Consider the following 976-nt stretch of genomic DNA (forward strand, 5'->3'; position numbering starts at 1 on the left):
ACTCTGAGCAGCAAGTTGATCGATTAATGGCACGACTCTTTAAGTGGTTACATTGTCTGCGACAAAATCACCCAACCTGGTGGCCATGGAGAAGGGTCAAGGTCTATAAAGGCTCATGGCGCGGAGAAAGAAGGCGTTGGTTTGTACACCCAAACGCTGATGCGCAAAATGCCTTGGTTGCCGGTGGAAGAAGATGGCCGCCTGAACGATCCTGTGCTGCGTGAAAATTTCATCACTCGTGTTTATTGCCTGCATGATTTTAATACCAACGTACTGAATCAAGTTGTCGTCGCAAAAGCAATCGTCGAGTTCCATTCTCGCTACAAACTGACCTTGATGGCACATCATCCAGAGTCTTACAAAACCTTGGGCTGCTTGGTAGCCAAAATAGCTGATTATGATATCAACGAGTTTGCTGTTGAATACCGTCAAGGGTTGATGGTCGCGTTAACCCATCGAGCAAGCCGTAAAAACAACACCAATGTGTTGATGCATGTTCAAGGCTATTTTAAAAAAGGCACTGAACAAAGGAGCAGTAAAAAGCGAGATTGGCGACAAGTGAATCGATGATTATCGCACAGGTATGCTGCCACTGTTGGCACCATTGACCTTGATTCGCCACTATCTCAATACCCATCCTGATGGCTATTTGGAAAGCCAAAAATACCTCAAGCCTTATCCACAAGAGTTGAAATTACGTTATGGTTTGTAATGAAAAAATGCAGTAGAAAAGTTGTATAGCGATTCGCGAAGTCTCTGAGATTACGGGGGTTAAGCCGGTCGACTTTAAGGGCGTGGCAGCGTCGCTACAATTTGGTTCAACCCGAACGTACGGAGAAAGGGCATCGACTCTACAGTGAAGACAATATCGAGATGATTCGCGAAATTCAGGGTTGGCTCGCTAAAAGGCATTGCCATCGGCAAGGTGAAAGATCTGACTGGTAAACCCCGATGCCGAAGGCGCGTTGGCAGYGGA

At 46.4% G+C, this 976-nt stretch carries 2 pseudogenes; both read left to right on the plus strand.

The annotated features are described in order from the left end of the window. Positions 1-712, plus strand: a pseudogene (locus tag CIK04_RS29405) (YbgA family protein); the annotation flags it as partial. 25 nt (positions 713-737) lie between these two features. After that, positions 738-976: pseudogene (locus CIK04_RS29410) on the plus strand (MerR family transcriptional regulator); the annotation flags it as partial.

This window comes from Vibrio sp. 03_296 (genome assembly GCF_002265885.1).